18 protein-coding genes and 5 pseudogenes are annotated in these 23,142 nt (G+C 67.3%); 8 read left to right on the forward strand and 15 right to left on the reverse strand.

The window, feature by feature from the left end; translation table 11 throughout:
• Positions 1-1,564: 1,564 nt before the first annotated feature.
• The 4 genes from RBJ77_RS39975 to RBJ77_RS39990 all read right to left on the reverse strand — a co-directional run bounded on the left by RBJ77_RS39975 (position 1,565) and on the right by RBJ77_RS39990 (position 5,523).
• A complete protein-coding gene (locus RBJ77_RS39975) occupies positions 1,565-1,732 on the reverse strand; it encodes a hypothetical protein (protein WP_372349461.1) in 168 nt (55 codons plus the stop codon).
• An 86-nt stretch (positions 1,733-1,818) separates the two neighbouring features.
• The gene (locus RBJ77_RS39980) at positions 1,819-2,658 is read right to left on the reverse strand and encodes a hypothetical protein (RefSeq protein WP_372349462.1); all 840 of its coding nucleotides are present in this window, start codon (positions 2,656-2,658) and stop codon (positions 1,819-1,821) included.
• A 259-nt stretch (positions 2,659-2,917) separates the two neighbouring features.
• Positions 2,918-3,361: a hypothetical protein gene (locus RBJ77_RS39985; RefSeq protein WP_372349463.1), complete on the reverse strand. Its 444-nt coding sequence runs from the start codon at positions 3,359-3,361 to the stop codon at positions 2,918-2,920.
• 1,052 nt (positions 3,362-4,413) lie between these two features.
• Positions 4,414-5,523: a LamG-like jellyroll fold domain-containing protein gene (locus tag RBJ77_RS39990; RefSeq protein WP_372349464.1), complete on the reverse strand. Its 1,110-nt coding sequence runs from the start codon at positions 5,521-5,523 to the stop codon at positions 4,414-4,416.
• A 92-nt stretch (positions 5,524-5,615) separates the two neighbouring features.
• Between RBJ77_RS39990 and RBJ77_RS39995 the strand changes: the two genes are divergently transcribed.
• On the forward strand, positions 5,616-5,750 hold the full coding sequence (locus tag RBJ77_RS39995) for a hypothetical protein (RefSeq protein WP_372349478.1): 135 nt from the start codon (positions 5,616-5,618) through the stop codon (positions 5,748-5,750).
• Here RBJ77_RS39995 and RBJ77_RS40000 read toward each other — a convergent pair.
• The 4 genes and pseudogenes from RBJ77_RS40000 to RBJ77_RS40015 all read right to left on the reverse strand — a co-directional run.
• A pseudogene (locus RBJ77_RS40000) lies at positions 5,730-6,005 on the reverse strand (hypothetical protein); the annotation flags it as partial. The gene RBJ77_RS39995 and the pseudogene RBJ77_RS40000 overlap by 21 nt on opposite strands.
• A 23-nt stretch (positions 6,006-6,028) precedes the next feature.
• The gene (locus RBJ77_RS40005) at positions 6,029-6,559 is read right to left on the reverse strand and encodes a hypothetical protein (RefSeq protein ID WP_372349465.1); all 531 of its coding nucleotides are present in this window, start codon (positions 6,557-6,559) and stop codon (positions 6,029-6,031) included.
• Positions 6,560-7,104: 545 nt separating this feature from the next.
• On the reverse strand, positions 7,105-7,515 hold the full coding sequence (locus tag RBJ77_RS40010) for a hypothetical protein (protein ID WP_372349466.1): 411 nt from the start codon (positions 7,513-7,515) through the stop codon (positions 7,105-7,107).
• A gap of 23 nt (positions 7,516-7,538) precedes the next feature.
• A complete protein-coding gene (locus tag RBJ77_RS40015; RefSeq protein WP_372349467.1) occupies positions 7,539-7,688 on the reverse strand; it encodes a hypothetical protein in 150 nt (49 codons plus the stop codon).
• A gap of 1,130 nt (positions 7,689-8,818) precedes the next feature.
• Here RBJ77_RS40015 and RBJ77_RS40020 point away from each other — a divergent pair.
• From RBJ77_RS40020 to RBJ77_RS40030, 3 genes and pseudogenes are all read left to right on the forward strand, one after another.
• Positions 8,819-9,007 (forward strand): annotated as a pseudogene (locus tag RBJ77_RS40020) (helicase associated domain-containing protein); the annotation flags it as partial.
• Between the two features lie 9 nt (positions 9,008-9,016).
• Positions 9,017-9,556 (forward strand): helicase associated domain-containing protein, encoded by a 540-nt coding sequence (locus tag RBJ77_RS40025; RefSeq protein ID WP_372349477.1) that lies wholly within the window; start codon positions 9,017-9,019, stop codon positions 9,554-9,556.
• Positions 9,523-9,789, forward strand: coding sequence for a helicase associated domain-containing protein (locus RBJ77_RS40030; protein WP_372349468.1), 267 nt, complete (start codon positions 9,523-9,525; stop codon positions 9,787-9,789). Before RBJ77_RS40025 ends, RBJ77_RS40030 begins: the two co-directional genes overlap by 34 nt.
• 224 nt (positions 9,790-10,013) lie before the next feature.
• On the opposite strand, the gene RBJ77_RS40035 is transcribed toward RBJ77_RS40030, so the two are convergent.
• Positions 10,014-10,232, reverse strand: a complete 219-nt coding sequence (locus RBJ77_RS40035) for a hypothetical protein (protein WP_372346629.1) — start codon at positions 10,230-10,232, stop codon at positions 10,014-10,016.
• A gap of 43 nt (positions 10,233-10,275) precedes the next feature.
• The gene (locus RBJ77_RS40040; RefSeq protein ID WP_372349469.1) at positions 10,276-10,596 is read right to left on the reverse strand and encodes a hypothetical protein; all 321 of its coding nucleotides are present in this window, start codon (positions 10,594-10,596) and stop codon (positions 10,276-10,278) included.
• A gap of 103 nt (positions 10,597-10,699) precedes the next feature.
• Between RBJ77_RS40040 and RBJ77_RS40045 the strand changes: the two are divergent.
• Positions 10,700-11,828 (forward strand): annotated as a pseudogene (locus RBJ77_RS40045) (IS3 family transposase); the annotation flags it as partial.
• 946 nt (positions 11,829-12,774) lie between these two features.
• On the opposite strand, the gene RBJ77_RS40050 reads toward RBJ77_RS40045, so the two are convergent.
• Positions 12,775-13,389 (reverse strand): sigma factor-like helix-turn-helix DNA-binding protein, encoded by a 615-nt coding sequence (locus tag RBJ77_RS40050; protein WP_372349470.1) that lies wholly within the window; start codon positions 13,387-13,389, stop codon positions 12,775-12,777.
• A 1,315-nt stretch (positions 13,390-14,704) separates the two neighbouring features.
• On the opposite strand from RBJ77_RS40050, the gene RBJ77_RS40055 reads away from it, so the two are divergent.
• Positions 14,705-14,941 (forward strand): hypothetical protein, encoded by a 237-nt coding sequence (locus RBJ77_RS40055; protein WP_372346631.1) that lies wholly within the window; start codon positions 14,705-14,707, stop codon positions 14,939-14,941.
• A 255-nt stretch (positions 14,942-15,196) separates the two neighbouring features.
• On the opposite strand, the gene RBJ77_RS40060 is transcribed toward RBJ77_RS40055, so the two are convergent.
• On the reverse strand, positions 15,197-15,541 hold the full coding sequence (locus RBJ77_RS40060) for a hypothetical protein (protein ID WP_372349471.1): 345 nt from the start codon (positions 15,539-15,541) through the stop codon (positions 15,197-15,199).
• Between the two features lie 1,451 nt (positions 15,542-16,992).
• On the opposite strand from RBJ77_RS40060, the gene RBJ77_RS40065 reads away from it, so the two are divergent.
• On the forward strand, positions 16,993-17,250 hold the full coding sequence (locus RBJ77_RS40065; RefSeq protein ID WP_372349472.1) for a hypothetical protein: 258 nt from the start codon (positions 16,993-16,995) through the stop codon (positions 17,248-17,250).
• A gap of 2,562 nt (positions 17,251-19,812) precedes the next feature.
• Here RBJ77_RS40065 and RBJ77_RS40070 read toward each other — a convergent pair.
• Positions 19,813-19,971, reverse strand: a pseudogene (locus RBJ77_RS40070) (hypothetical protein); the annotation flags it as partial.
• 655 nt (positions 19,972-20,626) lie between these two features.
• On the opposite strand from RBJ77_RS40070, the gene RBJ77_RS40075 reads away from it, so the two are divergent.
• Entirely contained in the window at positions 20,627-21,418 is a 792-nt protein-coding gene (locus RBJ77_RS40075) for a hypothetical protein (protein WP_372349473.1), read from the forward strand.
• Between the two features lie 324 nt (positions 21,419-21,742).
• On the opposite strand, the pseudogene RBJ77_RS40080 reads toward RBJ77_RS40075, so the two are convergent.
• Positions 21,743-21,947 (reverse strand): annotated as a pseudogene (locus RBJ77_RS40080) (cold-shock protein).
• A 752-nt stretch (positions 21,948-22,699) separates the two neighbouring features.
• Complete coding sequence (locus RBJ77_RS40085) at positions 22,700-22,825, reverse strand: hypothetical protein (RefSeq protein WP_372346640.1); 126 nt, start codon at positions 22,823-22,825, stop codon at positions 22,700-22,702.
• Between the last annotated feature and the right edge of the window lie 317 nt (positions 22,826-23,142).

Raw genomic sequence — 23,142 nt, forward strand, 5'->3', positions numbered from 1 at the left:
CGTGTACTTCGTTCAACAAAATTTGGGTGTTTAACCGTTTTCGCATTTAATCGTGAAACGCTTTCGCGCGTTTTTCGTGCGCCGCTGGTAGCGGTGAGCTGGCAGCCGAGCTGGTCGTGAGTCGAGGACCAGGTGCTGCCGGTGTCGGTGACCGATCTTGAGAGTTTGCCGTTGGGGTAGTAGGCGTGCCCAGTGGTGTCGTAGGCGGCGGTCGCATCGCGGCTAATGCAGCTGGCGCAGCTCGGTGGGTGTTGCCGCAGGCGTCGCTGAGTGGTGGTGGCGACGCCGCCCTGGGGCGGAATGACGGTGACACGGTCGCCGCCGTAGATGGTGGTCGTGGTGTTCCGGCACGGTGCCGCCGTCGCCGTTGCCGGCGATCTGCTTCACCTCGACGGGCTGTCCCTGGCCGTCGTAGGTGGTGCGGGTCTGCGTCTCCACGGACAGGGCGTTCGCCGGCGCGAACAGCTGGGTGCTGGGCGCCGTGAGTCGCGTAGTAGGGGCGAAGACCTTGGAGGTCAGGCCGCGTTCGTCGTAGAAGGTGTCGGCGATCAGGTGCCGCCGTCCGGACCGGGCGACTGGAGCTGACTTGGGCCCGCGGGAGATCCGTCGTACAGCGCGTACGAGGTGGTCTGGCCGCCGTTGTTAGTCGAGCGTCTTGGTGGCGACGGCCGCGGGGCGCTGCCGGTGATTGTGTACGTGTACTCGTAGTTGAGTTTGGCTGGTGTTGCGGTCGGCGAGGCCAGACCTTGCTGATGCGGCCCAGGGCGTCGTAGGCGGTCTGGGTGGCCTTGCTGTTGGTGTCGGTCTGCTTGACCACCTGCCCGCGCACCGGGTCGGGTCGGTGGTGGTCGTCTGGGCGCTCGACGCGTCAAGCGCCGTGGCCGGCGGGGTGGTCGAGGTCACCGTTGTGGAGCCCAGCCGGTGGCCGGACTGCCAGGCGGTGGTCGTGGTGCGGCCGTCCGTGCGAAGCGGTGCGCACCGGAAGGGCGTTGGTGCCGTCGACAGGCGACGTCGGCGGCGGTCAGGTCAGTGGCCGATCTTCGGGCGGCCGTAGCTGTCGAAAGGTGGTGCCGGTCTCCAGGTAGCGTGGCCTTGGTGCCGTCGTTGCTTTCTTGAGCGGCTGGCGGCGGCGGTGGCGTCGCCCTTGGTGGGAGGCGGTGTTGTAAGGCCCGGAGGCCGTCGTAGGCGGTGCGGACGTCGGAGATGACGTCCTTGGACCGGTCAGGAGTATCAGCGCAGGCGACCGCGACGGTCTCCACCCGCGACACCTTGTCGAGATGTTGTCAGTGGTGTTGGTCGCGTAGTCGGTGCAGGTACAGCGGTTGTCGGCGGCAGTGGAGGTGTCGCCGGCATCGTGCTCGGCGATGACACGGCCGTGGGCGTCGTGACTGTAGGAGGTGTACGTGGTGCGCCACTGGGCGCCGGCGCCGTTGTCAGGGAGTGAAACCGGTGTTGAGCGTGCCGGTGAACGCAGCTGTGAGGGTGCCCGAAGGTCTGGTCTGTGGCGGACTGGGGGCGCCACGGGTGGCTGACGGTCCGGCTCATGGCCTTGCCGCCAGGCGCGTCATAGGTGACGGTCTTGTACGGGAAGCCCGCTCTGGTCGTCGTAGTCGGTGATCGGGTCGCCCTCGTTCGTACCGAGGGTGATGCTCACCGATTTGGTGCCGCCGCTGGTGTCTTTGCGGTCACCGTTCATGCCGCGCAGGAAGTAGGAGTCGGTCTGGGACTTCATGGCGCTGGCGCCGCCCTGGCCGCCGGTCTGTACGCGTACGTGACCGTAGCCGCGCCATTGTGACCAGGTCTTTTCCTTGTCCTTGGTCAGTGGGTCGTCGTCCCAGCGCGCAGGCGGCTCCGTCCAGGTACTGGTAGGTGGTGACCTGGTCGGCGGCTCCGCCGGTGCGGTCCGTGGCCGTCACCGAGTCGGTGACGTATTTGTTGAACCACTGCAGTTCGGGGTCGGGTCGCTGTCGCCGCCGAGGTACTGAAGCAGCGGCTGGTGTTGGTCTCCGGTGTGGGCAGTGCGTCCCAGGAGCAGGCGGCAGCGGGTAGTTGACGTCGATCTGGCCGCCGGACTCGTCGGTGACGGTGGACAGCCGGTCCCTTGATGAAGGGGGCGTAGCCGTCGCCGGTCTTGTCGAGCCGGTTCTCGAGTTGGGTGTAGACGAAGCCGACCTTCGGCAGCGTGATCGCCGTGGTGGCGGAGCTGCCGGTGTGCTGGATGCTGTCGAGTTCGAGTTGGTAGTCGATGTCCGCCATGCCCCAGCGGTGATCGAGCTTCCAGGAGTCGACGTCGTGGTAGCTGCCGTCGGACTGCAACGTCTGGGTGCTGACATCGGTCAAGCGCTTGCGGGTCCAGAACGAGGGGGAGAACTGGCCACTGTCGCAGTCCGTGCCCGCCTTACAGTTCAGGTCCCACGGTGTGTCGTACCAGTAGAAAGCCTGGTCGTCGATGGTGTCTGCGGCACAGGTGACACCGGTCTGCGACAGGCAGCGCTCGGCGCTGGTGAAGTTCACCTTGGCCAGCGGCTTGTCGTAGAAAGGCGCGCAGGCCGTATTCCGATTCAGCTTGAGGTAACCGCCGCGGACGTAGGAGGTGTCGTCGGACGCGGTCAGGTTGCGGCCGTAGGAGTTGGTCTCCTTGCCGTAGTAGTACGTCATCAGGTTGCCGTGCGGGTCGACGACGGCATCGAGGTTTCCAGCGCCAGGTCTGCTGGCACCAGGAGTCCGCGAACGCGGAGGCGTGACACGCGCTCGCCGCTGTCGTCGCCGAAGACGGGGACGGTCCAGTTCGAGTTGGTCTCGTCCTTGCCGTCGGCCCAGCCGGAGGGCCGGTTGTAGCCGAAGTAGTACTTGGTGCCGTCGGGGGTGGTCAGCCGCCAGTACTCGCCGTCGTTGTCACCGTTGGCCAGCTCCCGTGTTACGCAGGCGCTTGATGACGGTGCCGTCGTCCTTCTTGAGCTTGAAGGTGTCGGTGCCGGCCGGTACGGAGTTCTCCGCCCTTGCCGTTGAAGGTGAGGAAGGCGTTGTCGGAGTCCCAGCACAGATCACCGGGCTTGTTGCCGTCGGCGTTCTTCACCCGTCGTCCGCACAGGATTTGTAGCGGCGTTCGATGAAGCCCGCCTTCCAGGTCGAATCCGTCTCCGACCCAGGATCCCTGGTTGTTGGTGTTGCCGGTGCGACCGTCGATGGTGCCGGAGGAGTAGTCGAGGCTCAGATCCGGGCCCAGGCCGCCGGGTACTTCCGGCGTGGCCATCGGATAGGACCAGGTGAAGTCACCGGTGTTGAGGTTGGTGGACCAGGTCGCCGACGGGGACAGCTGGGTCGCCCTGAAGTCGCCCTTGTCGCCGGCGGTGTCTGCCACCGCGGCCAGCACGGTGGGGTTGTCGCCGACAGAGCGACGGTGGTGGCCGTCAGTGTGCTGTCCGCGGTGTTGTTCGTCGAGGCGAGGGCCGTCTGAGTGCGGCATGCCTTCTTGTCCGGGGTGGTCACGGCGCAGGCGGGGAGGCTGACCAGGTGCATGCGGGAGGCGTAGGAGCCACCGTATGCGCCTGCGAAGTCTGTGTAGTTGACGCTGACGGCGATCGTGCCGGGCGCCGTGTTGTCGGTGTCCTTCGTCGCCTTCGGGGCGACGGTGAACAGCATGCCTGCCACACCGGCTTGCCGGCTGTCGTGCTGGTCGAAGACTTGCGTGCTGACCGCGTCTGGCGTCTGCTGCGCTGTCGAGGACTGGGACTTGGCGCCGGCCTTACGGGGGTGCCGCACCGATCTTGAGGGGCTGCCCGTCGGCGGCAGCCAGCTTTAGCTGGGTCTCCGGGCTTTGCGTCGGCGGTAGGGACGGTGACGGTGGCCGTGCCGGCCGTGGGCCACTTCTTGGGGGAGTGGTGGCCCGGCACACGGGACTCTTGGCCTTGGGGGCGCGGCTTTCTGGTCTCGATGGAGTGGGAGCCCTTGACGGGCTTCTCGGAGGCGGGAGCGCCCGGCAGGCTGCTGGCCGCGGGCGCTGCGACGGTCTCGCAGCAGACCGGCGATCAGCACGGTGGACAGGGTCGCTGCCGCCGGCCGCCAGAGCACCCGCGCGCGGACTGATCTTGGTATGGGCATGTGTCATCCAGGCCAGGGGTGCCGCCGCGGCGGCACCCAGGTGAACAGGGATAAGAAACCGGGTCCCGAGGGGCGGGTCATGCCCGCTCCCCTCGGGACCGAAGTCTATGCGCCGGAGGGCACGTCGGTGGGGATGTCGTAGAACGAGCCGGCGAGTTCGGCGATCTGACTGTCGTTCAGCGCGCCCTGGAAGGCCCACGTCGTCGATGACACCGGGGAAGTACTGTCCGAGAGGCGTCCGCTGTCTTGGCGCGGCCGACCTCGCAGGTGTGCCGGCCGCCTTGAAGGTGGGAACGTTGTCGGCCCAGGCGATCAGGTCTGGCAGGTGGTGTCGTCCGCGTCGCCGTTGCCGTCGGCGTCGGTGCAGGCGGTCTCCTGCAGTACGCCGTTGACGTAGAGGCGGGCTTCCCTGGCGAACCCGTCGTAGACCAGGGCCAGGTGGTTCCATTCCCGTGCGTCGGTAGAACTCGGTGTTCGCCACGCTGTCGGTGCTGGCGCCTGCGTCGTCGCCGGCGCGGATGTCGCACTGTAGCTGCCCATCCGTCGGCGTTGGTGGAGTCCGAGGTGAAGTGCAGGTCGAAGGCGCTGGTGTGGGTGCCGGCGGCGGGAGACCACGCTGGCGTTCTGGGTGGGGAGCGCGGGCCGCCTGGGCCCAGGCGGTGACGGTGAAGCTGGTGGAGGTGTCCAGCGGCTGGCTGGCTGCGGTGGCGTAGTCGTCCACGCCGTCCAGCTGCAGCCCGTTGACGTCGACCACCCCGTGGCCTGCTTGGCCTGGCCACCCAGCGTCATCGTGTTGGCGTTGTCCGAGGCATCCGGGCTGGTGGCCGGGCTCGCGTCGGTGACGGTCTCGAAGTTCCAGCGGGCCTTGACCAGCGGGCGCTGCCGGAACATCTGCGCCACTTCCTCCGCGGAGGCCGGGCGGTCCATCACCCGTACGTCGTCGATGGTGCCGGGAAAGTAGGCGCCCATGGCACCGCCGTAGTGGGACGCGCCGATGTACATCGACTGGTCCGCGTAGAAGGCATCCACCAGCGTCGTGGTGCCGGCCTTGGCGCCATTCACGTACAGGGTGAGGGTGTTGGCGGTGGTGTCGTGCACGCCCACCAGGTGCGCACTCGCCCTGGCAGTGGTGCCGTCGGGCGCATCGCCCGTACCGCGGGGTGGCGGCCCGCGCTGTCGCTGGAGTACTGGTTGAACGCCCACCGGTCGTAGGCGGCCGAGTAGTACAGCTCGAAGCCGGGAGCCGCTTGGCCGGCCCTGTGCGGTGATCACTGCGGCGCCGGACGGTTTCTTGTCCAGCTTCGCCCAGGCGGAGACGGTGAAGCTGCGCTCGGTGTTGATGTGCGGGCCGCTGGTCTGGCCGATCTTCGCGTAGCCGCTGGTGCCGTCGAACTTGGCGGCCTTGCCCGCGATGCCTTCCACCCCCGGTGGTGACCGTGCCGTTGTACTTGGCGGGCAGGACCCCGCCGTGCCCGGTCAGTTCGGTGGCATCTGCCGCCTCGTCGAGGTCGAAGATGGCGATGGCCGGGCGGCGGGTCGCCGACGCTCTGCCTGGCCTTGAGCTTGTCGACCTCGTCCTGGGCCAGCGGCTTGTCGAAGATCTGCAGATCGTCGATGGCGCCAGGGAAGAGGCGCTGGGGTGCCGGTGAAGTTCTTGCCGCCCACCAGCAGACCGCGGCGTGCTGTCCACGGCGCGTCGTAGGAGACGGACTCGGCCAGCTGGCCGTCCACGAACAGTTGCAGCAGATCGGTGGTGGTCGGTAGGAGCCGACCAGATGCGTCCAGGTGCCGGCCTTGACCTTGCTGGTGTCGCCCTGGTCGGCGCGGACCAGGCTGCCGGCGGCGTCGTCGGACTTGTACTGGTTGAACGACCAGCCGTATGTGGTGGAGTAGTACAGCTCCATTCCGAGCGCGTTGTTGCCCGGGATCAGGGCCACGTCCGCCGTGGCGGTGGGAATCTTGTCGAGGCTTCACCCATGCGGAGACAGCAGCAAACCCGCCGCCGGTGTTGACCAGAGAGATCGGTGGAGGCGTAACCGTCGGTGCCGTTGAACTGCACCGCCGTGCCATCGGCTCCTGCCGCGCCCGGTGTCGCCCCGCCGTGCAGGGCCAGTGTGCGCACGGGCGTGGAGCCCTTGGCCTCGCTCGCTCCTGCCGCCTCGTCCAGCTGCCAGGTCGCCCTCGCCGGCTGGCCTGCCTTCACCCGGAACTGGTAGGTGCGGATCTCACTGCCGTTGCCGGCCGCGTCGAAGGCCTGCGCCGTCACGAAGTTCACGCCCGCCTTGGACGGCAGGATCTGTGCGATCTCCGCAGCCCCGTCCGAAGTAGTGATCTTGTTCTTGGAGGACGGGTCAGTGTTGATGCCCGTACCGTAGGTGGTCACGTCGCGTGCTGGCCGAGTCGATCGTGAACGATCCGTACTGCCCCACCCCGTCGTACCACGGGTCATCCGGATCATCCAGTTGGACTCCGGATACTGGCTCGATGCCACGGTGGGTGCCTCAGGCACGGCCGTATCGTGAGATGAGTAAGCAGGCCTGCGGATCTCCGCGTATGACCACGGCGAGTACTGCTCTGCCGTCGTGGACGCGGGCATACCAGTTCACCGTCTTGTTGGTCGAGTCGTCGAGGGCAAGCTGATCGTGAAGTCGGATCGGATGACTTGGCGCTGGTCTTGGCCGGGCTCCACGAGCCGCCATCCCACTTCGCCTGGAACTGCACCCGCAAACGCTGTCGCCGTCCGGGTCCGTCACATTGTTTGCGGTGATCTTCCCTCAGCGTGCGCACCCGCGCAGGGTTCGGGAGGAGGGCTTGCAGGTCCCGCCATACTGCATGGTCAGCTGCGAGGACTTCAACTGCGCGGGCGGGCGGTTGTACTTCACCCGCAAGAACGCCTTGCTGGAGAACCGCTTCCCACGCATAGGGATCGCTCTCGCTGGCCGCCCGCGGGCCAGAACGTCATCGTGGAGTCATGCGCATTCGCGGCCGACTGCACGGCCGACTTCACGCTGAACTCGGCATCCTTGCGCGCTGCAGCCCGTGTACCCGTACGCGAAGGAGTCCGAGGCCAGCTGCTTGATCCAGTACCCGGATGCGTTCTGCGAGGTCCACGTCGTCGACGAGGAGATGTCCTTCGTCTGCCACAGCTCCACGGACTTCGCCGTGCAGGAAGCGGGACCAGGTGTTGTGCACCACGGGCTCGGCCGACAGGATCGTCTTGCCCGCGAACGTGGAAACCGGGATGCGGTAGAAGAGCCGCTTGGTGTCGTTGGGCTGACAGTAGGACCAGTTGCGGTAGCCCATGCCGGCGTCGGATTCGCCGTTGAACTTCCGCTGCGGGGACGACGCCCAGTACTTCGACGCCATCGTCCACGCCTCCGCCCGCGGCGAGGACCAGTGCGGGTCGATGAACACCGGGTAGGTGGTGTCCGCACCCGCTAGAGCACGTCGGTGTCCGGGGTCGGCACCAGCTCGTCGTCGAGGTGACCTCCACCCCCGACCGGTGCCAGCTGTCCTGATTCGGCCGCTCCCGGCTCCTGCGGCGCACTGCTGCTGCCCTCGTCGTCGGTGGCGCTCCGGGTCGCCACGGTCTAGCGTATCGCCCTTGCTCGAGTCCCACATCAGCGGCTGGGGCGCCTCAAAGACCGTGACCGCCCGCACCATGGTCGACCGCCTGCAGGCCGCCCTGACTGGTCTCCTTGACGTCCAGGCCCTCGGTGCCGAGCTTGAGACGCAGTTCGGCCAACTCCTCGCTCTGCGCGCCGCCTCCGCGGTCTTGACCACCAACAGCTGCGAGAAGCCGTCCTCCTGCGCCGTCATCCGCAGATCCACACCCGGCAGCACCGACGGACACGTGGCCACCGCACCGTCCAGCACCGGGAGTCGGCAGCGCCGCCGGCCAGGTCAGACTCGCCGCCCGGCCGGCTCGCTCCATCCGCACCAACGGCTGCGTGTCCCCACCGCCGGAGAACGCCAGTTTCACCGCCGTCGCCGCGGGATCCACCGTGCCGTCGTCCCGGCGCGCGAGCGTCGTATCGATGTGCTTTCCAGCTCTTGCCCGACCGGGTCCACACCGGGCGCAGATACTCCCGCGCCTCCAGGTTCCCGTCGGGTGTCGCAAAGAACCTCCCGCGACTCTCCCCGCTGCGAGACCACTTCCACCGGCTCGCCGGACTTCTTCGCCCGACGCATCGCCTCGCTCTCCGAGACCGCCTGAGCCGTATCAGCGTCGCCCGTCGGCTCACTGGCCGCAGCAGCAGCCGGTGCCGCGGACACCGTGGACAGCGCCGGCAGCACACCGGCGCCCAGCGCGACTGCGACAACCACCCCCACCAACGCTGCCGTCTGAGACGTCTCCCGCTCATCAAAACCCCGCCCTACCAGGGTACGTTCCTTTGTTATCGGCGTGAACTTAAGCCGCCTTTACGTGCACTGACCACCCATCAATTGGTCAGAAGCTCACACCAAGCACACAAGTAGGACACAGAGAATGTGGCCTGCGTTGCACTGCCGAAAAGGTTGTATGGCATATGCGTGACGCCCATCACATGCCCAGCCGACATCGCCACCCGCTCCGCGCACGTCACCGACCGGCCGACATCGCCAGCTAACGCGAGCCCCACATCCCCGACACTGCGGTTCCCTACGCTGCGGGACCCGGCGCTGCTCGCGCAGTTCATCCAGCCGCGCACCCTGGACTCGGAGAAGCGCCCACTGGCGGCGCGGCATCGCCGCGTGCCTGCAGTACCTCAAACAGGCTGTCGTCGAGGAGCTGACGGCGCCGTATCGGTACGTGACACCGGACGAGTGGGCGCCTGCCGGCTTCCCGCTGGGGGTGTGGCTGGCGGACCAGCGCAAGGCCTACAACGCGGAGGCGTTGGAGGCCGAGCGGGTGCGGCAGTTGGATGCGCTGGGCATGGTGTGGAACGCGCACGGCCATGCTTTCGACGAGGGCCTCGCCGTCGCCCGGGCCTGGGCAGAAGAGCACGGGCACCTGCTGGCACCGGTGAGTGCGGTGAGTGAGGGCGGGTTCCCGATCGGGGTGTGGCTGAAGAACCAGCGGCGCGGCCGCCGGAGGCAGGCCGTGGAGGCCGCTGCGGCGCACGAGCAGGGGCAGAGGGTGCCTCGGGCGGGGTGGGGGCTGTCGCAGAGCCGTCTGGACGCGCTGGACGCGATCGATTCCGGGTGGTGCCCGGCCTGGGACACCGCCTGGCAGCGCTGCTACCGCCTCGCCAAGAACCACCTCGACGCCGGCGGCATCCTCCCCCAGTGCGGGGCCGGGGTTTTGGTCGTCCAGGGCGAGGACCTGGGGGGCGTGGGTGCAGGCGCAGCGGCTGGGGTGGGACAAGCTCGGGCCCGCGCAGCAGTGGCTGCTCGAATCGGTCCTCGGCCTCGAGTGAGGCCAGCGAGGACGAGCGGCCGGTGCGACGCACCCAGGACGACAAGTGGATGCTGAACCTGGCGGCCGCACGCCGCTTCCACGCCCGCGAAGGACACCTGCAGGTGCCCCCGCAAGCACACCGAGCTGGTGCCGCTCACCGAGGCCGGCCGCGGCGCGCCGGAGCCGAACGCGGCGCAGACGGCGTGCCCGTCGCACTCGGCATGTGGCTCGCCAACACCCGCCGCCGCGCCGACAAACTCTCGGCACAGCGCAGGGACGACCTCGACCAGCTTGGCATGCGCTGGTGATGGTTGCTCAAGTTTTCGGCTGAGTCCTCGCCTTCGTCGGCATGAGCCGCAGCCCGCATCAGCTACCGCCGACTGGCTCCTCTCCTTACGACCTGAGCCGGTTCTGTTGAACGTCAAAGCAGATTAGCCCCATGGACGCCGCGTCACTGCCGCCGCGTGGGCGGACGCCTCTCGGCCATGCTCCAGCGCATGGGAGTAGATCAGCGGACCGATGGCTTCGCCGGTCAACGGCCCGGTTGACCAGGGCGAGGTGTCCTCCTCTCGTCCTCGGTGAGGTCACACCACCGCTCAAGCAGCGCAGCCACGTAGGTCGCTATGCGTTCGGATGGAGGCTCTTCCACTTCACTGTCGATGTAGCGGTCGTACAGGTCGTTGAAGACTCGGCCCGCGGTCTTGTCATCCGCGGGCCTCTCGCCTTCCCAGACAGCAAGGTCGTAGCTCATGCCGGGAGGCTCTCATGCCGCTCTGCAGCCATAAGAAACGACCTCAGATGGCACGAAGCTCGGAGCTGATTCCCATGCTGTCGAGGTCGCTTACGAGTCTCCAGTAGACGTCGCTCTCGTAGAAGCTCGCTGCATCACCGTTCCCCTCAGCGGGATCGATCTTGTCCATCTCGGGGACGTCGTAGGCGATCGTGTATCCGGCTTCCGTGTCGTTCCACTGGACCTGGACAACCATGTCTGCTGTGCCGATGTCGTAGTTGTCGTTGCCGTGGTTCTTGGCGATGTACTCGAACCGGTACGTGAACGGTGTAGCGGTCGTTCTTCTTGATCGACCGCAGGTAGTCCAGCTCGTTCTCGAAGCCATGGTTGTTCGACTCACCCACATGGAAGGAGCGTAGGGTCTGCCGCATGATCGGGTGACATCTGAACTGGCTTGCCCTGTAGGGGCGGGTGGGAAGGATGTCGCTGTGCCCAAGCCGTATCCGGAAGAGTTCCGCCAGGACGTCGTGCGAGTCGCGAGGAACCGCGGCCCGGGTGTGACCGTCGAGCAGGTGGCCGCCGACTTCGGAGTCCATGCGATGACGCTGTGGAAATGGATGCGCCGCGCCGACATCGACGAGGGACCAAGCCCGGAACGACCAGCCAGGAGAGCACGGAACTCCGCGAAGCACGCCGGCGGATCAAGCTGCTGGAACAGGAGAACGAGGGCCTGCGCCGGGCCGCTGCCTACCTGTCCCAGGCGAACCTGCCGGGAAAATGATCTAACCGCTCGTGAAAGAGCTGGCCGCAGGCGGGGTGCCCGTCACGGTCACGTGCCGGGTCCCTCAAGCTCGCCAGACAGCCCTACTACCGCTGGCTCGACAAGCCCGGTAACCAATGCCGAGTTCGAGCGGGCCACTCGCGCGAACGCACTGTTCGACGCCCACCGCGAGGACCCGGAGTTCGGCTACCGGTTCCCTGGCCGACGAAGCCCGCAGCATGGGGATCCGGCATGGCGGACCGGACCGCGTGGCGGATTTGCCGGGACAACCGCTGGTGGAGCGTCTTCGGCAAGAAGAGCGGGAGAACTAAGAAGGCCGGACCGCCGGTCCAGTGACGACCTGGTCCGCCGTGACTTCACCGCAGCCGGCCCCCAATCAGCTGTGGCTCACCGACATCACCGAACACCACACCGGTGAGGGAAGTTGTATCTCTGCGCGGTCAGGACGTCTTCAGCAAAGAAGGATCGTGGGCTACTCCATCGACGCACGGATGAAGTCCCGCCCGGCTGTCGCCGCCTCTGGTTTCAACGTGCCGCTGTGCGTGGCCCGCCGCGATCACGTCGCCGGGTGCAGCCTGCACAGCGATCGCGGATCGCAGTCCGGTCACGGGAATTGTCCAGGCACTCGACGGCCTGCATCAGATAACCGGTCGATAGGGTAGTCGGGGGCCGGCGGCGACACACGCGGCCATGGAGTCCTTCTTCAGCCTCCCAGAACAACGTTCTCGACCGGCGCCTGGGCCACCGTCAGGAACTGCGAACGCGATCTTGACCTGGATCGAGAAGACCTACCACCGACGCCGCAGAGACAAGCTGCCCTCGGCCGACTGACCCCGTCAATTCGAGACCGTCATGACACACACCGGCCTACCCAGCCACACGTGACCACACTCTGTCACCCAACCCCTGCAGCAACCCCCAGTGTGGTTGCGGCGTGCAGTCGACGCCCGCGGCACTGGTGCTGCTCGGCCTGAACATGCAGCGCCTCGCGGTCGCCTCGTCCGATGAGCGCGCCGAACGGGCGCAGGATCTGGGATGGGTGCCTCGCCAAGGCACGAAAAAAAGAGGCGGCGCGCGTACCGGTGGCGTGGTGGCCGCCGCGGGCTCCGATCTGTGCTGGCGCGCTGGCCGGCCTACGGGTCCGGCATCCACGATCTCGGGCTCCGGGCTGCTGCCGCCCTGCCGCTCACCGCCGCAGGCACGCGGATCGGTGTGCTGGTGGTGTACGACCACGAAAGCCTGCCCCGGCTAACAGACCTTTCCAGCGCGTTGGGTGCGGCCCTGACCGAGGACATCCTCCCTCGGCCCGGGACGGGGACCCCTGGCTGTACGGGGAAACCGACCTGCATAACGAGGTCCACCCAGGCCGCCGGCATCACTGCGAGAGAGCTGCGGCATCACGGACGCCCTGGCCCTCATCAAAGCCCGCTCCTACACGGAGAACACCACCACCAGCAACATCGCCCACCGAATCATCCACCACGGCCTGCGCCTGACCAGCGAGCCGGAGTAGGCCGCCCGCACCGCACGTTCCGTCGGATGCGAACCCACCACCTCATCAGAACATGGAGTCACTGGGCCGGGGCTGACGACTGGTTGCGTTCTCGCGAAAACGACTCCGGCAAAACGGTGGAACGCGATTTGTCGAATCGATCGCGGACTGCCAGGGCATCCATGGTTCGCGCACCTGCGGAACCTCAGACTTTCCGCCTTCCCACGAGCCTCGCCACCACTGCGACTCTGCCTCAGTCAGTACGCGGCCCTCGGTACTGCTGGCATGAGTCACACCACAGGACTGTGGCATTGCGGCCAGGGCGCTTCTGGTGTCGCCTTCCGGGCTGTGCCGCGGGTGATACCCAGCGCGGTGAGGCTCAGCAGGACGATGCCGGCCATGGTCAGGCCGATCACGGTGGCGACGGTGGCCAGCCAGTCGATTACTCGGCCTTCTCTGCGGGCGGGCGGCCTGGCCTGCTGGCCGCCGAGTAGCGGCGGATCCCCACGGCGCCCAGGGCGCACACCATCACAGCGGCTGCGACGGCAGTAGCCGCCAGTACCGGCTCTCAGCACGCGCACGGCGCGCATCACGTGGACACCGACCGTGCCGGGCGCCCTGCCCGCGGCCGCGGCGTACTCCGCCTGGGGCTGGTCCATCGCCTGGGTCGCCCATACTGCGGCCCGTTGCTGGAGGGGCAGCGCCCGTACCGCGCGGCGAACGGCAAGACGGCTGATGACAGCATCCGCACAGTCCGGCAACAACTGCTTCGTCGCGAAGGGACAGTGCGCTTGTTCCCGGCGGCGGTAGCGCTGTACGGAGTCCGCCACCCCTCTCTTGACGATCTTGTAGATGTAGGCGCGGGGGTTGCGGATATGACTGTCGGACCGGCAGACCTGCGACAAAGGCGTCCTGCACCAGGTCTCTCGGCATCGACATACGCCTCAGGAACACCGGCATCGCGCAACCACTGACGGACGCGGACCACGATCCTTTCCGCCTGCGCGGCAAACAGGTCACCCAACTCATCGCGGGACGCTGGCTTCGAATCAGGCACCTCGTGGCTTCCCTTCCTCCCGCGGCGAGCCTTGATCACCCTGGTGTCTGCGGCCGCACGGTTGCGGTAAGCGATGCTGTCGATCACCTTCGTCACACTCCGGCAGCACCATCCCCCACAACGACGAGCAGTACGGTGACCAGATCCATAGTCTTCCTCTTCAACGCCGGTGCCAGCAGCCCTTGGTGAGGAGCTGTCACCTACTGAAGAGGGGCGAGGAGGCTACGTCCTTACACCGCAGCCAAATCTTCTTCGCCGAGACTCCGAAGCAGGAGCACGGGGAGGACGAAGATCCAGTGGCCATGCAGGTGAGTCGAGAGCTCTGGCACAGGCCCTCCGAAGCCGACAACAAGCGTCTTTGGTAGACACCTGCAGAGCCACCCGGCCTCCCGCCGGACGGAACACAGTTCCACAAGATGGCTTTGGACGCGTGTTGAGCTCTGGTCCACGTCGCGTGCTCGCGTACGCAGTGCGAATGTCGATCTTCTCGAGATGAGAGGCGCCGACGCCATGCAGCTCACGGGGTGACGGAATGTCGGCGCGCGACCCAAGCTTCGATCAGCCCTGGCGGGCTCCTCCAGACCCCCTGCAGCACCACGCGGATCACAGCCGCTGTCCGTGCCGTCGTTGCCCTCGAACTCGACACCTGATCAAGATGGGATGGGGCTCCTTGCGCCGATAGCTGGCCGGAAGGGTGCTGGCCGCTCGCAGGATGCTCGTAGGCTTGAATGCCATGACGACGCGGAAGCGGGGGATCAGGTGCTCAATCCGTGGACCCGCACGACCAGGAGCGCACCGTACGCGGTCCCAGAAGACCTGCCGCACTTGCAGGCCCTCGCCAACACCCAAGTTCACCCCTCGCACGCGCCGTATCGGCTCAACCTGACACTCCCGCCGGAACCGTTCATCGGTCTGCACGACGCGCCGCTGGTCATGCTGCTGGCCAATCCTGGCGTGCGTGACACAGACCCGGCCGCTTACGCCCGGCCCGGTGTGACCGAGCGGACCCTGCAGCACATCGCGAAAGCCGGCGGGACGCCCAATCACTTTCTGACGCACCCCGACAAAGGACCATCCAGGACTCCGTTGGTGGTCCCGGACTCTAAATGGCCTGGCGAAGCAGGGGCACAGTCACGACGAACTAGCTCGGCAGATCGCTTGCGGTGCAGTTCCACGGCTACCATTCGCAATCGTGGCGGCCGATCCCGTACACACTGCCCTCTCAGTCCTTCGCCTTCCACCTGGTGCGCCGCGCCATGTCCCATGAGGCGCTGATCGTCCTAGGGCGCATCGCGGCCACATGGGAGATCGCCGTGCCGGAGCTGGCGTCGTATCCGAATGTGGTGACTCCAGAAACAACAGCGAAGCGTGCAGATCAGCCGGGGCAACTTCAGCCCTGAGAACTTCGAGCGGATCGAGCAAGCCCTCAAGAGTTGAGCACGCACGGCGTGAGGGCGGTCAGATGTTGGCACGCGCTTCGGCCAGCTTCACGTCCGCCGCCCGCATCTCCCCCGCATGCCTGCGGGTGCCTCTGATCCATCTCCGCGAAGCCGTACTGGCGACTTGGACAGAGCCGTGGTCGCCTTCAGATCCAGTTCGGCGTCGAATTCGTACGGCTTTTTGCGATCCGATCGGCGCCGGTCGCGGCGACGACTTCACATGCGCCATCGCCGCGATCTTCCCTTCGACCCCCGCCGAAGTAGATCCACAACCGGTCGCCGTCCCTCATCCGCTTTAGCGGCTTCCCCGAGCCACCACTCGGTCGGACCGGAGTCTTCGCGTGCCAGCCTCGCGACCCGCGCCGGGAGGGTGGAGGGGCCGTTATCGATCGTGTCGCGCTCCGGGTCCAGAGCAGGGCTACGCCAGTCCCGAGGACTGACGACCTGGTAGACGGCGCGTCCGCCTCGGTTCGGGATCTTTTCCAGCACCTCCTGCTCGGTCAGCGCCCGCAGCAGTGCGCGGGCCCGCTTGTCGTCGGTCTCCCAGCCGTAGCTGTTCATGGTGGCGACGACGCGGGCCGGGTCCCATCTCCGTCCTCGCCAGTCACCCGGTTCTCCAGCACCTCCACCTGGGTCAGCCGTGTCTGGATTGCGTGGCCTGCCGTGCCGTTCCAAAGGTCGTACAGCTTGGCCACGCCCATGCTCGCGGGCGACACCGAGGGCGCTTCGGTCCACGGTGCCGCTTTCGTCGACTGCCACGATGGCCTTCTCCCGCCAATCCTCCAGGGCCTCCAGCAGTCTGGTCACGGCTTCGATGTCCCCTCCACAGGTCGTGAGGCGCGGCCTGCTCCGACAACAGCACCTTGTCTTGCAGGGCGGCGCACACCACTTCGGGCGAGCTGGTCGGAGGAGATCACGACGGCCTCCTGGCTTCCGTCGTCACCGAGATTGAAGTCAACCCGCGTCGCCATAGCGACTCCTCTTCTCTGAATTAGAGAAGAGGTTACGTTCTGCCTCTGTCGGCACGCCACCGCTTTGACAGCACTGGGCAGTTGGGCATCCCAAGCAGTCAGGTCGCGGGCACGGCCCTGCGCGAGGCCATCGAACTCCTCCCGCCCGCGCCCCGCCCCTGACCGAGGCCATGAAGACCACCACAGCCAAGGCGTGCATCATCCGGGACAGCACACTGCTGCCGTCGACAAGATCTCGGCTTCCCCCGGACGACCTGAGGCCACTTGTGGCGAGGGAGGCCTTCGAAGCGTCGTTCCCATCGGACGGCGATGGCCAGGGTGCGGATCGACTTCGAGCTGTAGTTCTGGCCCACACCCACCTGCGGAAACAGGTATGGAGTGTGGCCCATGGACCGTATCGCTCGGGCACGTCGCGCCAGGCGGTCCCGGTGCGGAACTTCCACACGAACCACGTTCAGTACTCTGCGGTCGCCCAGCCGCTTCCGACCCCGCAACGGCAGAGGCAACAACGGTCGGACGAACTCCCATTCGGCGCCCGACAACTCGCGGCGATGTATCACGCCACCATGATCCACCAGGGCAAGATCATTTGAAGGCATCGTCTAGAAAGGGGGTTCCGCGGAGTACCCGTCCTCCCGCACGGGGACGGATGCGGTCTTCGCCCCGGCGGCACGTTGTTCGGCGACGGTGGGGTGAGCGATGACCGCCTCGGCCGCTCGCCCCGCGCTTGACCAGGACCTCGAACAGATCCTCACGTGCTTCGGCCGTGCCCGCGGCCCGCAGTTCCGCGCAGCTGCGTTCGAGGTGGCCAGCGGCGTGAGGAGGCGCGGCTCGGACGAGGGCGGGGGTCGGTCCACGGATCGGGGTGGGCTTCGACCACGGCGATCGCTTCCTCGGTGCGACCGAGACTGGCGAGGCGAAGGCCCGCCACGAGTGCTGGAACTCCTCGTGGTCGTGGTGGGGCACGGTGAGGGGATGGTCCAGAAGGTAAACGGCTCCTCGGGACGGTCGAAAGCAGGTACACGAGGTGGGGCTAGGAGGTTGGAGCAGTCGTACCAGCTGAAGCCGGGTTCGGCCACGGTGATCGCGTCGTCCAGCCGGCCGTCCTGCAGCAGGCTCGAGGGAGAGCCAGGCCCGGTACCCGACCCAGTCGTCAGCGGCGATGGCGTCACGCATCACCGTCTCGGCCTCTGCAGTCCGGCCGCGGTCGCGGAGGGCATCGGCGAAGACGTCCAGGACGGTGTGTGCGTGCTCTCCGGATGCCAGCTTGCGCAGGTCGTCGAGCTGACCGTGGCGTGACAACAGTTCGGCGTAGGCGGTAGGGGTGTTCTGGGTGCCATAGCGTTTTACAGCTATGTCCGCACCGAGGACTCGGATTGCCTCGTCGACGCGATCCATGCGTTCCAGCATCCGAGCCTGGAGTACCAGCGCCTCCTCATCGATGAGACCCCCACGGTTTGTCTCTGAGAGCCTGCCGTGCCGCATCGGCGCACGAGGCGATCAGCTTCAGCACCCGCTCGTCGCGGCCTTGCCTCTTCGGTGATGTCCACCAGCACCGACTGGATCCACCAGCCCTCGAGGTGCGGCACGAGCAGATCAATTGCCTCATCGACACGCCCGGCTTTGACGAGCAGCTCGGCCAAGTCCCGGCACATCGTACTGCGAAGTACGGCCCTCCTCGTCCGACGGACCAGATCCAGGGCCCCGTCGGTCCAGCCCGCCCGCAGCAGAACCTCCGCCTTCACTCAACAGCGCCGGCCGCCAGCCGGCCGCGACGAATGGCTCCATCAGCTCCAGCGCCTGCACAAACTCGCCCGACCGGCAAAGCTCCTGCGCCGCGCGCTTTTGCGCAGAACCACTCACCGCGCTCTTCCGCAGCCTGGATCACCAGGTCCAGAGTGACCGTGCCCAGTAGGAGATCCACCTTCCGGGGGAGCAAGCCCACCGTGGGTTGCCGGCCTGCCATGAAAGATCATCTGTGTTCACGGCTGGAAGCGTAGAAGAGTCACTGACAGTCGGTCGGCCGCACGAATCGGCTTCGGCGAAGCAGCAGCCTCCGCCTTCCCGCCCTCGGGCCAACGGGCCCTCGCGATCTTGTCGTCTCCTCTTGCGTTCCGGCCCGGACGCCGCCTAGACGATCGATCTCGGGTCTTGGCCGGGAACGAATGCATAGTCACCGATCCCCCATCAGCAGTGAGAAGCAGTACCGCTCGCTGATCACTTGGACGGTTCATCAGTGCCTGTCCCTTTCCGCTTGCCTGCCCATGAGCGGGAATCCCACCCCGTCGGCGAGAACGTGCTCAGTCATGGCTGAGAAGATCTGTGCTCGCAGCAACCAGCTCTTCCCCAGCCGACCCTTTGGTATATTTGCTGCATCCCGTACGACCCTGCGTTCGTGACGCCGTCTGTGGTCCCCGCGACGATACGAACAGCCCGTAGCGCGAGCGGTCCGGACAGGGCGCGCAGCATCGCGAGTTCACCACGCAACCACGGCCAGCCCGCACTGCCGGTGTCCGGCAGCGGGGTGTCCTCCGGCTTGCGCACGGCGGCGCGCAGCGGGGCCGTGGCCCGCGCCCCTGCGCAGCTCTGGCGGGGGACGTCCACGATGCGGGCCAGCTGGGTGCGGGTGCCGGTGGCGAGCAGGTTCTCGCGAACCCCGTCGGCGAACTCGGGGTCGCTCCCCGTCCCGATGGTCCCGTGCCGTCTCCCGAGGCGGGATGCTGCTGAGGTCGGGCGTCGGAACCGTGCCGCCGTCGGGTTCGGGGAGCAGAGGCAGCGGGTCCGCGATGTCTGCGGCGGACGGCAGCCCAAGGCCGTGTTGGCCGCGCCGAACTGCGCGCGGAACGGGTACAGCGACGAACGGTGGCGCAGGTACGGCGGTTAGAGGTGGACGAGTGCCGTGGGGCCGCGCCCGGGGCCAGTGTGTTGAGTAGCTTGTCGGCGTCTGGCTGGACACCACCCGTGGTGGCCCGCCGCAGCGCTTTCAGTAGTTGGTCCACCGAGTGCGTTCCGCCGTCCTGCACCCGTCGTTCGAAGTCGTCCACCAGGTCCCCGACGACGTCCTCGCTGCCGCTCAGATGGCTCGCCGCGATCGACAGCAGCCGCTCGCGCAAGAGCAGCCGCAGCTCCAGCGGCAGGAACCGGCGGCGGAACACGAGCGGAAACTCGCACTCAGCGTTCCTGGTGATCACCACGACAGGGAACTCCCGGCACCCACGAGACCGCGATCGACTCTCGTGCGGGCGCCCGGGTCGTCGGTGAAGACGCAGATCGCATCCTCGGAGCTGCGCTTCAGCTCCGGAATGTCGTAGGGAGCCGTCCTCCAGAACGTGCAGCACGTCGTTCGGCAGACCGAGGTCGCTCTTGTCCAGCTTCGTCGATGAGCAGCACGCGCACCTGCTCGTACGGAAGCAGCGCGGTGCCGAGCGGGGCCCCAGGGGGACGAAGTCGCCCATCCGCAGGGGCCTGTTCACCGGCGCCCAATTCGGCGCCCGCACGCCACGCCACGATCGCCTGGGCACGGTCTATGGCGTCGTAGGCGTACAGCTCCTTTCCTTCAGCGCGGTGCGCGAGACGATCCCCACGGCGGTGACCGGGCCGAGGCCCAGCTCGCGGGCGATCAGGTACGCGAGCTGGACCTTGCCGAACCCCAGGCAGACCGGTGACCAACAGGGGTCGGCGCAGCAGCGCCGCGTTCACGATGGCGATGTCTTCCTGACGCGGACAGAGCAGGACCTGGTCCTCGCCGAGCCGCCGCCGGGCGGCCCGCGAGGCCTCGCAGTCGGGCAGGGTCGGACCCGCACCCACCGGGACACTGCCGCCGCCGTGGAACACACGCCGCACTGTGCCGTACTGATCGTCTCATGCTGGCATCTCCTCACAGTCGATGAGGCGGTTCGGGTCGTCCCACAGGAACGCGACATCTCTGACCACCAGAAGCCGTCCCTCTTCTTCCGTGTCCGCCTGGACCCGCAATTGGTTTACTTTGAAAGGGAGTTGACCCGGGCCATGCCCGGGAAGGAGCTGGGCAGCTCGAAGGCCCTATGGCGTGTGTCGGGCCGCCGGTCCCAGACGACGAGCGCGACCCCTTCCGTGAGGGCCGCAACCAGTGCTTCCCGGCCGGTGCCCGCGCTCGGCCGATGCTGCGGGATGACTGCAGGTCAAGCAGCGGCTAGAGAGCGTCCGTCGCGACACTCAGATGCGCCACATCATGGTTGAGCAGGTCGTAGGGGCAGGACGAACTCGACGTGGACGGGCTGTCCTGTGGCCACCTGCGACGGACGTGGGTGGTGCGAGCAGACAGCAACGCGCCGACCAAGCAGCCGCTCACCGCCTCCGCTGATCCTCGACGGGCTGATGGACGACCGCCCAACTCACTGGCGTCTTGGGATCGAGCGGACGCGCTCCCGTCGTCCGAACGACAGAGGGAGTTGGAGGAGTTCACCGTCAGGGCCGCTGGTCCCCCTGCGCGGACCTGAACTGCGTTATGGCGTGCCGACTTTCGTCACGTGTAGAGTGACCTGGCCGCGCGTGCCAGCGGGTCCGCACTACTCTGCCCACTACGAAGATCACGAACTGTCTGGATCTTCAGAACGGGTCGGCATCCCACCCATCCGCTCCCGCCGAGGACCTCGTCGGCGTCGACCGGCCAAGCTCCAGGGGGTGGCTTTTTCCCGTGCAGGTCCCTGTGGTGCCGGTTGGCTCAAGCCGTATCCCCGTGCGGGGCGAACGAACGTTTCCGCTGTTTCCTCCCCTCTCCCGCACGGGAGGGGCCCCACCGTTCCCGCTGGGCTCCGAAAGGCTCCTCCTCGTGGTACTCGTGATCGTCGTCGCACTCCTGGCCCTGCTCGCAGGCCTCGCCGCCAACCGCTGGCTGCGGCCACGCCTGGTCAACGCCGCCGACGACGAGGGCATGGCCGTCAAAGACCTCGTCGGCCCGCTGCTGACCATGACCGTCCTGCTGCTGTCCTTCGTCCTGGTCACCGCCAACGGCTCCTACGGCAAGGCCGAAGTCGCCGCCCGCGGTGAGGCCCGAGCCTTGGACCAGCTCGTCGAGACAGCCGAGTACGCACCCGCCACCCAGCGCGCCGGCATCCAAGCCGGCGCCGTCTGCTACGCCCGCGCCGTCCGTGTCCAGGAATGGCCGGCCATGAGCGACGGCAACGGCTCGGCCGCACCCAACGTGTGGTCGACCGGCTTCCGTCAGACCTTCGAGACGCTGGCCGGCAAACCGGTGTTCGGTATGCTCGTCGCCGCCGACAACAAACGCTCCGACGAACGCGAGGAACGCCTGACCCAGGCCACCTCCAGCATCCCCGCCACCATCTTCTGGTTCCTGCTCGCCACGCTGGTCATCACCGTCACCGCCCTCGGCGTGTGCCTGCCCCTGCAGGAACAACCGCGGCCAGATCACTACTCTCGTCGTGATCACCGCCCTGCTGACCACAGCCCTCATCATCATCCGTGACGTCGACCGGCCCTTCGGCGGCATCATCGACATCTCCCCACCGCCATCGCCGAGACCGAGCGCCAGGCCCACCGCGACTTCACCGCCCACAACCCCACCGCCACGCTCCCCTGCGACACCGACGGAAACCGCACCGCCGCCTGAGAAGCTCCTGCACGAGGCCGCCTGAACGCCTTCATGCAGTTGCGCTGCGCGTCAGGTCAGCCCGGGTCGACGTGCGTGCGTCATGTGCCATACGTCTGAGGAATACACCGTGCAGACCGGAAGCGCGAAGAGGGTGCCCGCCGTGTTCGGCGGGCACCCTCTTCGCGCTGTGATGCGGTGTCAGCCGCGCACGATGTTCTCAGCCTGCGGGCCCTTCTGGCCCTGCGTGACGTCGAAGGTGACCTTCTCGCCCTCAACGAGCTCTGCGGTAACCATTGCCGGAGATGTTGGAGTAGTGGGCGAAGACGTCGGGTCCGCCACCGTCCTGCTCGATGAAGCCGAAACCCTTTTCGCTGTTGAACCACTTCACGGTACCGCTGGCCATACTGCAATCCTTCACATCACCCGAGGTCCTCAGCAAAAGGCCCGGAGTCCACACGCACCCCGTTCGAGGTGCTTCGAAGCCCATCTTGCCCCACAAGCCCCAGTTCAGCCGCGGTTGGACGCGAAGTTGTCGACACGAGCATCCGGGCTGACGTTGATGTCACCCGCGCCCCACAGAAGAACGGGACGGCTGCACTCAGGCTCCGCCAGCAGTGGACCTGCAGCATGCGAGGTGACTGTCCAGGCTCGTGCACTCCCTCTCACACGATGCGTGCAGGGCCTACTTACCCTTGGCCGCGTCCTTCAGCCGCGTCCGGTCGATCAGCGCCGGCTGGACGGTGGTGAGCGGTGACTCAAGGACGGTGCGCAGTCGGCCAAGGTCGCGGCGCGGATCGGCGAGGCGGCCGGGCACGAGGGGGTGAACGGGCGGCAGCGCTGTCGGGAGAGACCGAGGAGGTCGCCGCGTCGTGCACGCTCACGAAGAACCTGCCTGGAAAAGTGCATCTCAGGCACTTCTGGGCGCCCGTGAGGTCCTGGTCGACGTCTGCCCGTTGTGGGGCGGCCCCACCACGCAGATCGTGTTCACCCTGCAAGGCGTCAGTCCGGCGGCGTTCCCCTGTTCTCGACTGCCCAACGGCGCCCGTCCGGTGAACCTGGGGGCCGTCCGCCCCTGAGCCTGTGCCCACTCGGCGCCCGGCGGGCACGTGACACAGGCTCAGGTCCGGTCAGCACCGGTTTGCGGATGATGGCTTCTCAGGAGTCCTGGTCCTCGGGCACGGGCTCGGGCTCGGGCATGGGCTCCTCAACGTGCCAGGTGACCATGACCTGGCCGTTGCCGCCCGCCGTGCCGGTCTGCGCATCGGCCTTGGGGCTGACCATTCGTCTCCGTCACGGCCCTCCTGCCGCCGTCGCCCCCCGGTGGCGCCCTTGCCGCCGTCGCCCCCGGCGGCGACACCGGGAAGCGGGGCTCTTCCATGCGGACCGGCCGCCACCGCCGTCGCCCCCGTGCCCGCCAGGCCGGCCCATCGATACGTTCCCGCCTGACCGAGAGCGCCGGCGGCTCCGGGCCTGCCGGTCTCGTTCCGGTTCAGCTCCCGCTGTACGGACTTGACCTTGCTGCCCGCGAGTCCGCACCCCGCGGGGCCCGTCTCGGTGCCGGCCTGGCCGCCGTTGCCGCCGTTGCCCCCGCTGCCGCC

This window comes from Streptomyces sp. KL116D (assembly GCF_030766975.1).
In the GTDB taxonomy this organism is placed as follows: domain Bacteria; phylum Actinomycetota; class Actinomycetes; order Streptomycetales; family Streptomycetaceae; genus Streptomyces; species Streptomyces longispororuber_A.

Bases quoted from the DNA above. Each gene is read 5' to 3' on its own strand.
- RBJ77_RS39975 (WP_372349461.1), bottom strand. From the start codon at position 1,732: ATGAAGTCCCAGACCGACTCCTACTTCCTGCGCGGCATGAACGGTGAC.
- RBJ77_RS39980 (WP_372349462.1), bottom strand. From the start codon at position 2,658: ATGACGTACTACTACGGCAAGGAGACCAACTCCTACGGCCGCAACCTG.
- RBJ77_RS39995 (WP_372349478.1), top strand. From the start codon at position 5,616: ATGGCGATGGCCGGGCGGCGGGTCGCCGACGCTCTGCCTGGCCTTGAG.
- RBJ77_RS40005 (WP_372349465.1), bottom strand. From the start codon at position 6,559: ATGATCCGGATGACCCGTGGTACGACGGGGTGGGGCAGTACGGATCGT.
- RBJ77_RS40025 (WP_372349477.1), top strand. From the start codon at position 9,017: ATGGTGTGGAACGCGCACGGCCATGCTTTCGACGAGGGCCTCGCCGTC.
- RBJ77_RS40035 (WP_372346629.1), bottom strand. From the start codon at position 10,232: ATGAGCTACGACCTTGCTGTCTGGGAAGGCGAGAGGCCCGCGGATGAC.
- RBJ77_RS40040 (WP_372349469.1), bottom strand. From the start codon at position 10,596: ATGGCTTCGAGAACGAGCTGGACTACCTGCGGTCGATCAAGAAGAACG.
- RBJ77_RS40060 (WP_372349471.1), bottom strand. From the start codon at position 15,541: ATGAACAGCTACGGCTGGGAGACCGACGACAAGCGGGCCCGCGCACTG.
- RBJ77_RS40085 (WP_372346640.1), bottom strand. From the start codon at position 22,825: ATGGTCAGCCCCAAGGCCGATGCGCAGACCGGCACGGCGGGCGGCAAC.